The organism is Chitinimonas sp. BJYL2, assembly GCF_027257935.1.
Classification (GTDB): domain Bacteria; phylum Pseudomonadota; class Gammaproteobacteria; order Burkholderiales; family Chitinimonadaceae; genus Chitinimonas.
Genome location: NZ_JANZKW010000004.1, coordinates 391,839 through 406,271, shown reverse-complemented (window position 1 = coordinate 406,271; position 14,433 = coordinate 391,839). Strand labels below are relative to the sequence as shown.

Here is a 14,433-nt window from a genome sequence, read left to right as displayed (position 1 = left end):
TCACGTAGCAAGGGTATGTCTAGCTTAAGCCCAATCTCACTGATCTGAACAAGCCCAGAGCGAGTGTCGGTAATCATTTGCAAGGTCTGCATGCGTCGGTGATCGGCAATTTCTAACGTTGGAAGTAACCTGCTGCCGGAGTTGCGCAGCAACGGAGGGAACCCAAAGCGAAGCTTTGGGCAGTCAGGTTGACTGAAAGGTTAGGTGCGTAGGAACCAGCCATATGGAAAGCCATAGCGCCATACATTAAACAGCTCACCTGAATTTTCTATGCCCACAATGATCATGATTTGCTCAAAGTACTGCAACAACCGGTCACGTTCCTCTGACTCTGCTGAGTGGAAGTTTGCGAGCGCCGATTTAAAGGTTTGGAGTACTAGGGCACGTCTCGGATTGCTTGGCAAAGTTTGTAACAAGATATCAATAACTGCATCAACCGAAGATTGGGCTGCAGCACGAGCTAATTCATTTGGGGCTCCGAAATAGAATTTAGCTTGATCAGCATCGAACTTTCGCTCAAGTCGCAGTTTTTTCAACTTATCAATCGTGACTGTCGAAATTTCTAGTTCGTGGTCACTGATAGATGTTGGCCAGATGGCAAATGTGATACCGGTGAGGCCCGCTGTGATTACAAGGCTAAAGATAACTAATAGGGCAACAATAATTTTCAGAGCAAAGAGCTTCAATTTGGAAGCACCTAACGTTGGAAGTAACCTGCCGCCGGAATGCCGGAGGCATGGAGGGAACCCAAAGCGTAGCTTTGGGCGGTCAGGTTGACTGAAAGGTTAGGAATTTTTCATTTTATAAAGCGTATTTCCATCTCGACTTACAGTGGTGGTTACATTCCCACTGGCTACGAGTTTCTGTAGGGTTCTTCGAATTACGGGAGTTTCGTATTGAGTGAGTGGCGAAAATTCAGAATTGAAACTGCTGAGATACCGAATTCTCTGGGGTGAAAACGCCTTGTGAGAGTTGCTCGAAAGAAATTTTAATAGTAAATCACTTACGCTGGGAGCAAGAAAAACCTCCTGAATAATGGCGCCTGCATTGTTTTTATGAATGTGGTTTTCTAGCGCCTCTATTCTGCTGCCAAGGTCAGCAATCTCTTGGGCGTGCTCAGTACTTTGCTTGTTAATAATTCTTTGAAATTCAATGGGGCCGACTTTTGTAATGGACAAACCAATTTCTTCCCATGGCGTCCAGGCAAATATAAGGGTGCCAAGTGAGAATATTAATAGGCTAGCCGGACTTATTCCAGATAGTGCCGACAGTGCTTCTGGTGAGGATTTGGCACTAATTATTAAACTGAGGACAAAGCAAGCCAAGCTAAGCGACATAACTGTGAGTAGCCACTTGTATGACCTAGGCAAAACTAAAGGGAGTGCCTTTGAATCAGGAGCATCGTCTTTGTCATCGTCATCTGGTTGCGAGGCGAGAGACATCGGTAATTCCTAACGTTGGAGGTAACGTGCGGCCGGAACGCCGCAGGCGTGGAGGGAACCCAAAGCGCAGCTTTGGGCCGTCACGTTGACCGAAAGGTTAGAGCGCTGTGTCATGGTGCATTGCCACCCAGCAATTTAAACCCGAAAACGCCAGCCTCGAACGATTCGCCGCTTGGATATTTGAGTGTGCCGCGATGAGCAGTGAATGAATCAAGAATTTGAACAGAATGTCTGCACGCTAAGCAAAGTGCTTGAAATGAATCTTCACCGTAAATTGTAAAAGGTGTTTCCCAGAGCTGGGCGGCGGAAATGGAGCATTCCCAAGCCGGAGACATTTTCTCACTAGGAATTGGCTTCGTGATCGTCAGATGAACTGGGAATTCAGCCTCGCCAGGTCGCTGACCAACTAGCGTGAATTCAGTGATGACTTCGGTTGGCATGCGAGCGCTCTAACGTCTGAATTAAGCTGCGCCGCGAAGCGGCGTCGGCTTGAATGAATTGTTAGACAAGCCCTTTTGTAAGAATACTTTGAGCTTGCGCGGAAACTCTTTTGTTCACGGTCAGGCTTATTGCAAACTTGTGGCAAAGTTCGTTCAGTGAGCAGAACCACTTTGTCATAAGCTCGGACATCTCTTCATGATCAAAAGCAACTTTGCCATCTTTAGTCCGGGTTGGGCTGCAAAGGCAAACAGCCATGACCTGTAACCACGTGAACTCTGGGTGCTGAAAGAGCATCCAATAGGGCCAAGCTTCATTCAAAGCTCTCAAAAATGCTATGACCTCCGGAATCTCATATATTTCTCTTGAGTCATCATTGTAACCGTGTACCGATAATTCGAGCCTTTCCTTTAGGCCCATGCAGACTTCCCTAGAGGAAGTCAGATCATTTAGGAACGCTAGCGCGTTGGAAATGTTCTGCTCTTCAATGTCCTTTCGGTCGATCCAATAATTGACGAGTCCGAATTGGTTATCCAATGCTGTTTTTATTACATTGCTTTCGACAACTTTGTAAGTGATCGGAAATTGACCTATGTGATTCATGTTGAAGCTAATAGAATCGATTCTTGGCTCTGGAACGACGAGCCTCCCTGTCGAGTTGATGAGAATCGAGCCGTCGTTCTCTGCCGCTACTGCACTCATTAGCGAGTCTGCCTCTGATGATGCATGCGAAGAAGAAAGATCTGGAACGTACAGAAGAAAGCTGTATGAATTGATTGTTATATGGCGAAACGCCCAGTACATGCTGTCAAATTTTTTGACGCGAAAAACTCCCACCCGGAACCATGCAGGACGATCCGCGATTACAGAGTCTTTGTTTGCTGGAAATACGGCATACACGCCGTGTGTAGCGGGAGCTATTGTTCTTAGTCGCAGAATCACGCTCGCAGGAAGGGCCTGCTCGCCCAGTATAATTTTCTTGTACTGCGCGAGAATTTCTGTGTCGCTATCGTGCGCTCTGGCGGAGTTATACGAAATCTTTAGAAGCCACCTGACAAGTCTTTCATAATCATAACAAAGAGATTCGCTCGAGTCTTTGAAGACGTATCGGGCTAGATGTGAAAGGAATAGCTCCTTGCCATAAGCGTCAAGTTCGGATAGCGAACCATTGTTGCAATCACCACAAACGTCTCTTATGACGAGTTCCGTTTTAACAATTTTTCCCTTAGCCCTCTCCATGAAACCAACATCGTCCGGGCTAGGGTCATGCTGGTAATACCAACTTGGAATTATGTGTTCCCGAGTGGCTGCTTTGTCTTGGTCGCAGTAGCTGCAGATTGGCATGGCTTGTCTAACGTTGGAGGTAACGTGCAGCCGGAGCTGCGAAGCAGCGGAGGGAACCCAAAGCGCAGCTTTGGGCTGTCACGTTGACCGAAAGGTTAGGGGCCGGGCGTGAAGATTTTTTCTGCAGCTTCGACATAGTTAAACCCTATATTTCCCTGATGCTTAGTTTGGTAATACCGCAATCTGGCAATTAACCCCTCACTACTCCAGCTTCCCCATCCATATATTTCTTTGGGAAGATTGTGAAATGCATAAGCCAGATCATGAGCTTGATCACCTTCAAGATATCTCAGCTCGACAAATGCGTTATGCATCAAGTCGCACAGAGCAATTCTTTGTTCCTCTGAGGGAAGCGTTGATGTTGCCATGTAGGGCCCTAACGTTAAGTAGACATCCTAATTGACGTGATCAATCACGTCGCCGTGATGCCTAACATGACCCTCATACAGACGACTTCCCCTTGTGTGGCCTTGGCGTGCGCCTTTCTGTTGCATGTTAGGCATCCTAATGGGGTGGGGGAAAGCGTCGCGGCATGCGTGGAGTGCTGTGGGCATGATGTGCTTGCAAGCGTAGCGCGGTGAGCTGTCGCTTGTCATAGCCCAAATGGGTGAAGTCTTGGGTATTCAACGGACTTATTTAGCGCTTCGGGCGGAAGGCTTTGATGACTTGTTCGTGTGTGTCGAGATGCGCTGCGCCGATGAGGTCCAAGCAATAGGGGACGGCGGCGAAGATGCCGGGGACGATGAGATTGCCTCCGCTGTCCTTGAGACCTTCCAGGGTTTCGCGGATGGCTTTGGGTTGGCCCGGGAGATTGAGGATCAGGCTTTGTTTGCGGATGACGCCGACTTGGCGGGAGAGGATGGCGGTGGGGACGAAGCGCAGGCTGATCTGGCGCATTTGTTCACCGAAGCCGGGCATGTCTCGGTCGGCAATGGCCAAGGTGGCGTCGGGGGTGACGTCGCGGGGGGCTGGGCCGGTGCCTCCGGTGGTGAGGACGAGGCCGCAGCCCTCGTCATCGACCAAGGTTTTGAGGGTGGTTTCGATTTGCGCCTGCTCGTCAGGGATAAGCCGCTCGATCAGTTCATACGGGGTGCTGATTGCGCTAGCGAGCCAGTCGCGCAGGCTTGGCAGGCCTTTGTCTTCGTAGATGCCCTGGCTGGCGCGATCACTCACGGAGACAAGGCCGATACGCAGCGTGGTGGTCATGCCTTGTCCTCATCCGCTTCTTCATCGGCAGCTTCGCTTTCTGGCACCAGACTGGGTTCGGGGTACAGCGTTTTGATGAACTGGAACAGGGCGCGATAGTGCTTGGGTGGTTTCTGGGCTGCACGCTCGGCACGGGCGTTGCGGACCAGCTGGCGTAGCTGCTGGATATCGATGTGGGGGAAGGTGTTGATCAGTTCGGCGACGCCTTTGTCGTCGGCCAGGAGTTCGTCTCGGGTACGTTCGACCTGATGTAGCCAAGCGGTCTTGCGATCGTTGTCGCCACGCAGGTCTGCCAACAGGGCCTGGATCGGTGCCGGGTCGATTTGGCGCATCAGCTTGCCGATGTATTGGCGCTGGCGTTTGATGGCGCTGTTGCTGGTGATTTTTTGCGCGAGCTTGATCGCGGAGACCAGTTCTTCGGGCAGGTCGAGTTTGGCCAGCGCACTGGTGGGAACGTCGATCAGTGCCACGCCCAGGGCCTGCAGGGCTTCCGAGTCGCGCTTGAGTTGCGATTTGCTGATGATGTCGACTTCTTCTTCATCGCCGTAATCTGCCTCGGGGGCGGTGTCGATGAAATCGTCTTCGGGCTCGTCGTGGTGGTGCTTGCGGGCCATGGTGTCCGTCCGTCTGTAGGTTGACTGATATGATAACGGACGACCCCAATCGCCGCCCCTTTGGCGTGCGGTTTTTTGCTGGTGCGTTTGTTGCGCCGCTTATCTACTTTGCCGAGTACAAGCCTGTGACCGTTTCCCGCGATGCCGGTTTTTCCCATGCCCCTGATGCACTCAGTGCGCTGGCCGAATCGATCCTGGCCGAGGCCCGTAAGCAGGGGGCGACCAGTGCCGAGGTGGATGTATCCGAGAGTGTGGGTCAGAGTGTGACGGTGCGCTTGGGCGAGGTTGAAACCATTGAATACAACCGCGACAAGGGCGTGGCGCTGACCGTGTATTCGGGGCTGCGCAAGGGGCATGCGTCGACATCGGACTTTTCGCCAGCGGCATTGGCGCAGACGGTTAGTGCAGCGCTGGCGATTGCCCGCAATACCGCGGAAGACAGTGCCTCGGGATTGGCGGACCCGGCCCGTTTGGCCACGGCGTTCCCCGATCTGGATCTTTACCACCCCTGGGATTTGCCGGTAGAGGCGGCCATTGAGTTGGCGCGTACGGCTGAGTCTGCCGCCATGGCCGTGGATGCGCGTATCCGCAACTCCGAGGGGGGCAGTGTGTCGGCCCATATCGGGCAATCTGTGTATGCCAACTCGCACGGCTTTGTGGGCGTGAACCGCAGTTCGCGTCAGTCGATTGCGGCGACAGTGATTGCGCAGCAAGACGAGGCCATGCAGCGTGATTACTGGTACAGCATGGCGCGTGCCGCGGCAGATCTGGAGGATGCGGCCAGCATCGGCCGTCGTGCGGGTGAGCGTACCGTGGCGAGGCTGAATGCACGGCGTGTAAAGACGGGGGACTACCCGATCCTGTTCGATGCCAGCCTGGCGACAGGACTGATCAGCCACTTTGTGTCGGCGGCGTCGGGTGGCAGCCTGTATCGCAAGGCGAGCTTCCTGCTCGATGCACTGGGCAAGCCGGTGTTTTCGCCGCTGGTGCAGATTGTGGAAGACCCGTTCGTACCGCGCGGTTTCGGCAGTTCGAGTTTCGATGCCGAGGGCGTGGCCTGTGTACGCCGCGATATCGTTACCGATGGGGTGCTCAATGGCTGGTTCCTGGGTAGCTACTCGGCACGCAAGCTGGGTTTGCAAAGTACGGGCAATGCGGGCGGCAACCACAATCTGATCGTGACCCCGACGGCGGGTGATCTGACCGATATGTTGCAGCGGCTGGGTACGGGTCTGTACGTGACCGAGCTGTTGGGGCAGGGTGTCAACGGTATTACGGGTGACTACTCGCGCGGCGCGGCCGGATTCTGGGTCGAGAACGGGCAGATTGCCTGGCCGGTGGAGGAGATCACCATCGCGGGTAATCTCAAGGAGATGTACCAGTCCATCGTGGCCATCGGTTCGGATGTGGAAACGCGGGGCAGCAAGCGCGTGGGGTCGATCCTGATTGAACGGATGACGGTGGCCGGCGAGTAGGCCGGCCCCAGCAAACCCGCGAGGCCCCGGCGCCATGTTCTCCGGGGCCTTTTCCTGGTGTGCCCGGACCTGTGCACGCGCGCGAGATAGTTGTCGCGTTGCTGCGGGTTTCCATGACGCGCTGCTGATGCTTTGCAGGCCCCATGACATGGCGCGCTTGTTCAGGGCGGCGCGACTTGCTAGAACGATGCATGCCCGCCTGCTTCTCTACCCGTCTTTATCTTGCTGCACTCTGTCTGTTTTGCCCTGTGTTGGCGACCGCGGCGCCGGTATTGCTGGCAACTGGTACGGCTTACCCCCCCTTTGCCGATGAGGCTGAACCCGGTGGTGGCTTGACCGTGCAGATAGTCAAGGCGGTTTTCGCACGCATGGGGGAGGCCAGCCAGATTGAAGTGCTGCCCTGGAAGCGGGGCTATGCCGCCACGCTGGCAGGCAAGTATCAGGCTACGTTTCCGTATATCCGCACGGCGGAGCGTGAAAAGGTGTTCCTGTACTCGGCGCCCATCATCCAGAGTCAGTCCTATCTGTTCACCTTGCCCGGCCGGCAGTTTGATCTGCACCGGCCCACCACACTCAAGAAGCAGGCGCTATGTGTGCCCAACGGTTGGGCAGCCGTGGGGCAGGACAAGGTCGATGCAGCGGTGGCCATGGGCACGCTGCGGCTGGAACGGCCGAACGATATCCATAGCTGCATCCGCATGGTCAGCGCTGGCCGCGCGGATGGCATCGTCCTGATGGATTTGCTGGCCAGAACATTGTTCGCAATCAACGGCATGGAGCACCGCTTCGAGCGGTCTGCCATACCCGTGGGGGCGACCGAGCTGGCGCTGATTGCGCCGCGTGATGCGCCCGGCTCGGCGGCGCTGCTGACCAGATTCAATGAGGCCTTGATGGCCATGAAGGCGGACGGCAGCTACCAGCGCCTGTTACCGGATGCGCCGCCCGCCAAGAAAACAAAAAGCCGCTGACGAATCAGCGGCTTTTCATCTTGCCTTGCAGTGGCTTAGTCAGCCTTGGCAACACGGGTGCCGGGCCAGCCACCCCCGAGTGCCTGGTACACCGTAACTAGCGCATCCACGCGGTCTTGCAGCGCACTGACGTGATCGCGCTCGGCGGCGAGACGATCACGTTCGGCGTTGAGCAAGTCCAGATAGCTGCTGACACCGGCTTTGTAGCGCTGCTCGGTCAGTACCTTCACGCGGTTTTGCGCTTCGGCACGGACTTGCGTGGCGGCCAGCGACTCGCGTGCGCCACGATGGCCGGCCAGTGCGGCGCGGGCATCGCCATAGGCTGCGCGGGCTGCCTGGGCATAGGCGATGTCGGCGGCTTCCTTGCGTGACTTGGCGGCGTCCACCTGGGCATCGATGCGTGCCATGCCCACGATGGGTTGCAGCAGGCTGGCAGCGATGTTCCAGGTACGGGCCGGGGCGTCGAGCAGGTTGCTCAGCGAGGCGCTTTCGCCACCGGCAAAGCCGGTCAACGACAGGCTCGGGAAGTAGCGGCGGCGGGCTTCACCGAGCAGGGCTTCGGCGTAGGCGTACTGGGCTTCGGCACGCTTGACGTCGGGCCGGCGTTGCAGCAGGTCGGACGAGAGGCCGACCGGAATCTCCGGCGCCTCGGCCAGCTTGGTCAGACCGTTGCCACGTTCGATACGACCTTCCACCACATCCTTGGGGTTGCGGCCCAGCAACACGGCCAGTGCGGCCTCGGCCTGCACGCGGCCAGCGCGGGCCTTGGGCAGGGCGGCGGCTACGGCGGCGCGTTCGGTTTCGGCGAGCTTGAGCTCGTAGTCGCCAATCGCACCGACCTTGTAACGCGCGTTGGCAATCGCCAGCGATTCGTCACGTGTGGCCAGCGTTTGCGTCAGCAAGGCTTCGTTGGCATCGAGTGCGAGCAAGGCGAAGTAGCTCTTGGCTGTTTGGGCCGCCACGGCAGCGCGCGTGGTTTCCTTGGCGTACTCGCTGGCCAGCAGCATGGCGGCGGCGGCGTCCTTGGCTTTCCAGACCCGGCCCCACAGATCGAGCTCATAGCTGATGGCGATGCCGCCACGATGGTTGCTGCCTACGCCGGCCTGGCCGGGCTGCGATACCTCATTGCTAGGGTTCTGGCGGCTCGATGTGAGGCTCAGGCTGGCGTCGGGCAGCAGGGCAACGCGCGCTTCGCGCAGCGTGGCCTTGGATTGCTCGACCCCGGTGAGGGCGGTCTGCACGTCGGCGTTGTGGGCCAGGGCTTCATCGATCAGTGCTGTCAGCGTCGGGTCGTTGAAGCTGGTCCACCAGGCGTCGAGCTCAACCGCAGCTTGTTCGCTGCGGTGCTGCGGCAGTTCGACCGCGGGCGGCACGGCCGTGGCGCAGCCGGCCAGCGCGGCCGCGAGGGTCACGGCGAGCAGGCTGTGTTGCAGGTTCTTACTTTTCATCGCGATGTGCTCCTTCAACGATGCCATAGTTGTTCTCGGCACTCGGCGGCACGAGTTCTTCGGCCGGCGTTTTGATGCGCCAGTCGGTGATCAGCTTGTAGAACAGCGGGACAAAGAAGATGGCCAGGAAGGTTGCGGCAATCATCCCGCCGACCACACCGGTACCGACCGAAGTCCGCGCACCGGCACCGGCACCATGGCTGATGGCCAGCGGCAGTACGCCAAGAATGAAGGCCAGCGAGGTCATGATGATGGGGCGGAAGCGCAGACGGGCGGCCTCGATGGCAGCGGCGGCTGGCGGATAGCCTTCGTGGTGCTTCATGACGGCGTATTCCACGATCAGGATCGCGTTCTTGGCCGCAAGGCCGAGTAGCGTGACCAGACCGATCTGGAAGTAAACGTCATTGCTGTAGCCCCGCAGGAATACGGCCAGCAGCGCACCGAAGATACCGAAGGGCATGGCCAGCAGCACCGAGAACGGCAGCGACCACTTCTCGTACTGTGCGGCCAGGATCAGGAACACCATCACCGCAGCCAGTACCAGCGCGAGCGCAGAGGCACTGGTGACCTTCTTTTCCTGGAAGGCAGCGCCTGTCCATTCAAAGCTCACGTCCTTGGGCAGCACGGACTTTGCCAGACCTTCGAAGGCGGCAATGGCTTCACCCGAGGAGTGACCGGGCTTGGGGCTGCCCAGCAGCTTCACGGCCGGCAGATTGTTGTAGCGATCTACCGTATCCGGGCCGGTGCTGTACTCGACCTTGGCGAAGGCCGACAGCGGCACCATCTGGCCGTGCTGGTTCTTCACATACATATTGCCGATGTCTTCAGGACGCTTGCGGTACTGCGAATCCGCACTCATCAGCACCTGCCAGGCACGACCGTACTTGTTGAAGTCGTTCACGTAATAGGTACCCAGCGTGCCCGACAGCGTGTTGAAGGCGTCGTTGAGCGGTACACCGAGTGCCTTGGCACGTTCGCGGTCCACATCCACATACAGCTGCGGCGCGTTGGCTTTCCACAGCGTCTGTACGCCGGCCAGCACCGGGCTCTGCATGGCAGCGCCCATCACGGTGCCAACTGCCGGTGCCAGCGCCTTGGCGCCACCTTCACCCTTGTTCTGCAGGTAAACGGTAAAGCCACCGGTGTTATCCAGGCCGAAGATGGCAGGCGGGGCGAAAGCCAGTACCAGCGCTTCCTTGATGCCACCGGTCTTCATGAAGAACTCGCCGACCAGCGCCTTGGTGTCCTGGGTACGCTCGTCCCAATGCTTCTGGGTAACGAAGATCGTGGCGGCGTTGTTCTTGAAGCCGCCGCCGATGAAATCCAGACCGGCAAAGGCAATCACGTGCTCGTTGGCCGGGTTGGACTGGATGGCGCCCACCACTTGCTTGAGCACCGCGTCGGTCCGTTGCAGCGAGGCGCCATCGGGCAGGAACACCGCGCCGATGTAATAGCCTTGGTCTTCATCGGGTACCAGCGAGCCGGGGGTGATCTTGAACAGACCCGCCGTCATCACGATCATGCCGCCGAACAGGACGATGCCGAGCAGGCCACGCTTCATCATGAAGGTGACACCGCCGACATAGCGGCCGGTCATGCGGTGGAACCAGTCGTTGAACCAGAGGAAGAACTTGGCCGTCTGCTTGTGTTCGCGCTTGAGCATCAGCACGCACAGGGCAGGGGTCATGGTCAGCGCAACCAAGCCCGAGAGCACCACGGCGATGGAGATGGTGACCGCAAACTGGCGGTACAGCTCACCGGTGAGACCGCCCAGGAAGGCAATCGGGACGAATACGGCGCACAGTACAAGCACGATGGCGATGACCGGGCCGGTCACTTCCTTCATGGCTTGCAGCGCTGCTTCACGCGCGGGCAGATGCTGCTCGTGCATGATCCGTTCGACGTTTTCGAGCACCACGATGGCGTCATCCACCACGATACCGATGGCGAGCACCATGCCGAACAAGGTCAGCGTGTTGATCGAGTAACCCAGCAGATGCAGACCGGCGAAGGTACCGATCAGCGACACCGGTACGGCCAGTGTCGGGATCAGCGTGGCGCGCCAGTTCTGCAGGAACAGGAACACGACGAGGAACACCAGCACCATGGCTTCGGCCAGGGTCTTGACCACTTCCTTGATCGACACTTCCACGAAACGCGTGGTGTCGTAAGGCACGGCGTAGGTCATGCCCTTGGGGAAGTCGGCGGCCATTTCGGTCATGGCGGTCTTGACCTCGGTGGCCACATCCAGCGCATTGGCGCCCGGCTGCAGGAAGATACCCATCAGCACGGCAGGCTTGCCGTTATAGGTACCGTTGAAGTCGTTGTCCTTGGAGCCGAGTTCGACGCGGGCAATATCCTTGAGGCGCAGCTTGGCACCGTCGGACTGGCTGCGGACGATGATGTTCTCGAACTCTTCAGCCGAACTCAGACGACCCTTGGCGGTAATGGTGTAGACCATTTCCTGATTGCCGCCGTTGGGCGACTGGCCGATCTTGCCCGGTGCGAACTGGGCGTTCTGCTCGGCAATCGCAGCCGCCACTTCGGGCACGGTGACCTTGAGCTGCGCCATGCGATCGGGCTTGAGCCAGATGCGCATTGCGTAGTCCTTGGCGCCGAAGATCTGCACGCTGGTGGTGCCGGGGATCTTCTTGATCCGGTCGAGCACGTTCAGCGTCACATAGTTGGACATGTAGATGTCGCTATGCGTGTTGTCCGGCGAGTAGAAGGCCAGCACCTGCAGGAAGGCGGACGAACCCTTCTCCACGGTCACACCCTGGCGGCGGACTTCTTCGGGGAGCTTGGCATCGGCCTGCTTGACGCGGTTGTTGACGTTCTGGGCAGCCTTGTCGACATCGGTACCGATTTCGAAGGTGACGGCGATTTCCACCGCGCCGTTCGAGGTCGAGGTCGAGGCTACGTACATCATGCCCTCGACGCCGGTAATGGCGTTTTCGAGCGGAGCCGCCACGGTTTCGGCAATGGTTTCAGCCGAGGCACCGGGGTAGAAGGCGCGCACCTGAACGACCGGTGGCGAGATTTCGGGATACTGCGCGATGGGCAGGATACGCATCGCCGCCAGACCCGCGATCACGATGAAGATCGAGATCACGAAGGCGAAGATGGGCCTGTCGATAAAAAATCGGGAGAACATGGAGGCGGATTCCTTATGAGCCTTGTCTCTTTCCTTCTCTCTCAGCGAGCGGGTCTAGGTGAGGCGGCGCGGTGCAATGCGGCAACGGGCGCTTCCTTACCCCAACCCCGGTCACCGGGGGAGACGGGCTGTATTAGTGCTTGGCGGCGGGGGCGCCACCGGGCGGCTGTTGGGCGGCCTTGGCGGCTTCTTCGGGCGTCATCGGCACAATCGGCGCAAACGGGAAGAAGATGCGCGCGGTGCCATCCACGATGACCTTCTCGCCACCCTTGAGACCCTGCTTGATCAGCCAGCCGTTCGGCTCCTTGCCATCGAGGCGGACCCAGTCACCCACCACGACCGGCATCGGCACGGCGGCCGGCTTGCCATCCTGGCCGGCGCCCACGGTGTAGACGAACTTGCCTTGCGGGCCGTCCAGCACCGCGCGTTGCGGCACGGCGATGCTGTTCGGGCGCGTGGCGCCCGAGAGCACGACGCGGACGAACTGGCCGGGTGTGAGGGTGTTGTCGGGGTTGGCAAAACGGGCGCGCGAGGAATACGTACCCGTCGTCGTGTCGGCCTTGTAGTCGCTGAAGTCGAGCTTGCCGGTGTGCTTGAGCCAGTTACCGTCAGACGTCTTGAGCTTCACCGTGTAGCCGCCTTCGGGCAGCTTGATCGCGCCGCTGGCAACTTCGGCCTGCACGCGGGTGCGGTCGGATTCGGACAGAGCGAAGTTCACGTCGATCGGATCGGTCTGCGCCATCGTGGCCAGCAGGCTGTCGCCCTGGGCATTGGCCAGCGAGCCTTCCACCTTGAGCGCACGGCCAACCACGCCACTGATGGGCGCGCGGACATCGGTGTAACCCAGGTCGATGCTGGTCGCACGGGCCTGCGCCTGGGCGGCCTTGAGCGCCGCCTTGGCGATATCGAAGTTGGAGGCAGCGTTATCGAATTCCTGCTGGCTGATGGCCTTGCTTTCGATCAGCGGCTTGACGCGGTTGTAATCGCGCTCGGCTTGCTTGAGGCGGGCTTCGGCGGTGGTCACATTGGCATCGGCAGCAGCCGCCGCGGCCGCGTAGGTGGCGGGGTCGATGCGGAACAGCGAGGTACCCGCCTTCACGCGTGCGCCTTCTTCATACAGACGCTTGTCGACAATACCCGTGACACGGGCACGGATCTCTACTTCACGCGAGCCGGCGGACTGGCCGGGGTATTCGAAATCGACGGGGACATCGCCGGCCTTGACGACCTGGTACGTGACCATGGCGGGCGGCATGCCACCATGACCGCCGTCGGGCTGGCCCTTGCCGCAGGCGGCGAGCAGGGCTGTAAGAACAAGCACGGGCGTCAGGCGCAGTGCAGTGCGGGTATGACCTTGGGCGGGCATGGATTTCCTCGCTGGGAAAGTAAATAAGAAAAAGTGCGTCCGATCCGGGCGTGCCCCGTGCGGTGTAAGCAACCAGCATAGGAACTGCTTGTTACACCTGCCAGTGCGATGGTGGATCAGGTCGGCCCGTGCAGGCTGATGACCCTGTATGACGGCACCGTCTGGCCGGATCGATTGACGTTGGCCCGGATTTTAAATACATTCATGAATGTTTGTAAACCGTATCGACGTCAGGGTTTTTCCCTGCAATCTGCCGGAACCCGCTGTGGCATGTTGTTTCGCGGACCGGTTGCTTAAAGATATAAAATCGCACCATGGCACGACGAACCAAAGAACAAGCCGCGGAAACGCGCGAACAATTGCTGGATGCGGCGGAAGCCGTGTTCCTGCGCAAGGGTGTGGGCAAAACCACGCTAGACGATATTGCCCGCGAGGCCAATCTGACCCGTGGCGCCGTTTACTGGCACTTCAAGGACAAGGGCGATCTGTTCGCGGCAATGTGCGACCGTGTATCGCTACCCATGCAAGCGATGCTGGAAACGCTGGCTGCCGCACCAGGCCCCGATCCGCTCGGGCGCTTGCGTGACGATGGCGCCAATATCCTGCGTCAGGTCGGTTCCGATTCGCATACCCAGCGCGTGTTTGAAATCATGATGTTCCGCGTTGAACTCAACGACACCGTACAGAACGTGATGGCCGCCGAGCAGCAGCGTGGCGAGCACTGTCGCTCGCAATTGGCCAGCGTGCTCCGCGTGGCCCAGGAGCTGGGTCAGCTACCCCCGCACCTGAACACTTGTCTGGCCGCGTTTGCGTTGAACAGCTTTCTGGTCGGTTGCATCCACGAATGGCTGGAGCATCGCGAGTTCGATCTGGCCGAACAGGCTGATTGGCTGATGGAGACGTTTTTCGTGGGGCTGCGCAATGCGCCCCCCATGCCGGTTGCCGGCGCTGGGTGCAAAGCCATGCCGCAAGGCTGAT

12 protein-coding genes are annotated in these 14,433 nt (G+C 58.6%); 3 read left to right on the top strand and 9 right to left on the bottom strand.

All coding sequences use genetic code 11. The features are described 5' to 3' along the window. Positions 1-200 precede the first annotated feature (200 nt). The 6 genes from O9X62_RS13920 to yjgA form a co-directional block, all read right to left on the bottom strand. A complete protein-coding gene (locus tag O9X62_RS13920) occupies positions 201-686 on the bottom strand; it encodes a DUF4844 domain-containing protein (RefSeq protein ID WP_269533513.1) in 486 nt (161 codons plus the stop codon). Between the two features lie 99 nt (positions 687-785). Beyond that, positions 786-1,442: a hypothetical protein gene (locus O9X62_RS13915; protein WP_269533512.1), complete on the bottom strand. Its 657-nt coding sequence runs from the start codon at positions 1,440-1,442 to the stop codon at positions 786-788. A 110-nt stretch (positions 1,443-1,552) separates the two neighbouring features. Continuing rightward, positions 1,553-1,882 carry a hypothetical protein gene (locus O9X62_RS13910; RefSeq protein ID WP_269533511.1) on the bottom strand — a complete coding sequence of 110 codons (330 nt, stop codon included), beginning with the start codon at positions 1,880-1,882 and terminating at the stop codon, positions 1,553-1,555. Between the two features lie 61 nt (positions 1,883-1,943). Next, entirely contained in the window at positions 1,944-3,224 is a 1,281-nt protein-coding gene (locus O9X62_RS13905) for a hypothetical protein (protein WP_269533510.1), read from the bottom strand. A 636-nt stretch (positions 3,225-3,860) separates the two neighbouring features. Next, the gene (mog, locus tag O9X62_RS13900; protein WP_269533509.1) at positions 3,861-4,430 is read right to left on the bottom strand and encodes a molybdopterin adenylyltransferase; all 570 of its coding nucleotides are present in this window, start codon (positions 4,428-4,430) and stop codon (positions 3,861-3,863) included. Beyond that, positions 4,427-5,044, bottom strand: a complete 618-nt coding sequence (yjgA, locus tag O9X62_RS13895) for a ribosome biogenesis factor YjgA (protein WP_269533508.1) — start codon at positions 5,042-5,044, stop codon at positions 4,427-4,429. Before yjgA ends, mog begins: the two co-directional genes overlap by 4 nt. 29 nt (positions 5,045-5,073) lie before the next feature. On the opposite strand from yjgA, the gene pmbA reads away from it, so the two are divergent. Both pmbA and O9X62_RS13885 read left to right on the top strand, forming a co-directional pair. Beyond that, on the top strand, positions 5,074-6,519 hold the full coding sequence (pmbA, locus tag O9X62_RS13890; RefSeq protein ID WP_269533507.1) for a metalloprotease PmbA: 1,446 nt from the start codon (positions 5,074-5,076) through the stop codon (positions 6,517-6,519). Positions 6,520-6,710: 191 nt separating this feature from the next. Continuing rightward, on the top strand, positions 6,711-7,487 hold the full coding sequence (locus O9X62_RS13885) for an ABC transporter substrate-binding protein (RefSeq protein ID WP_269533505.1): 777 nt from the start codon (positions 6,711-6,713) through the stop codon (positions 7,485-7,487). 35 nt (positions 7,488-7,522) lie between these two features. Here O9X62_RS13885 and O9X62_RS13880 read toward each other — a convergent pair whose 3' ends face one another. The 3 genes from O9X62_RS13880 to O9X62_RS13870 all read right to left on the bottom strand — a co-directional run bounded on the left by O9X62_RS13880 (position 7,523) and on the right by O9X62_RS13870 (position 13,455). Continuing rightward, complete coding sequence (locus tag O9X62_RS13880; protein ID WP_269533504.1) at positions 7,523-8,935, bottom strand: efflux transporter outer membrane subunit; 1,413 nt, start codon at positions 8,933-8,935, stop codon at positions 7,523-7,525. Then, positions 8,925-12,089: an efflux RND transporter permease subunit gene (locus tag O9X62_RS13875; protein WP_269533503.1), complete on the bottom strand. Its 3,165-nt coding sequence runs from the start codon at positions 12,087-12,089 to the stop codon at positions 8,925-8,927. Before O9X62_RS13875 ends, O9X62_RS13880 begins: the two co-directional genes overlap by 11 nt. A 133-nt stretch (positions 12,090-12,222) precedes the next feature. After that, complete coding sequence (locus O9X62_RS13870; protein ID WP_269533502.1) at positions 12,223-13,455, bottom strand: efflux RND transporter periplasmic adaptor subunit; 1,233 nt, start codon at positions 13,453-13,455, stop codon at positions 12,223-12,225. 314 nt (positions 13,456-13,769) lie between these two features. Between O9X62_RS13870 and O9X62_RS13865 the strand changes: the two genes are divergently transcribed. Then, the gene (locus O9X62_RS13865) at positions 13,770-14,432 is read left to right on the top strand and encodes a TetR family transcriptional regulator (RefSeq protein WP_269533501.1); all 663 of its coding nucleotides are present in this window, start codon (positions 13,770-13,772) and stop codon (positions 14,430-14,432) included. The last annotated feature ends 1 nt before the right edge of the window (position 14,433 follow it).